The organism is Shewanella sp. AS16 (genome assembly GCF_021412365.1).
GTDB classification, from domain to species: Bacteria; Pseudomonadota; Gammaproteobacteria; order Enterobacterales; family Shewanellaceae; genus Shewanella; species Shewanella salipaludis.
On record NZ_JAKCLK010000497.1, the window covers coordinates 1 to 255 of the forward strand.

Genomic DNA, 255 nt, shown 5'->3' on the forward strand with positions numbered 1-255 from the left:
CAAAGCGCAGGCTTATCCAATCTCCGGCCGCACCTTCACTGTAGCCATCGTTATTGCTGTCGCCGCCGACACTGTCATCACGATAAGAGGTGAAATAAATCTTGTTCGATGAGGTTCCCACGGCATTCAAGGCACCATACACCCGCAAACGGGTGCCGGGACTGAACTTCCAGATACTGCCTGCCGGCAGATTCAGCAGCGTACCGGCAGCGACACGCGCTTCCCCACTGAGAACCCGATAGACAGAAGAGGCAT

General features: G+C 55.7%; 1 protein-coding gene. It reads right to left on the reverse strand.

Features of this window, described 5'->3' with window-relative positions; translation table 11 throughout:
* On the reverse strand, positions 1 to 255 hold a 255-nt coding region (locus tag LZP73_RS21700), incomplete at both ends, for a hypothetical protein (protein ID WP_234236994.1).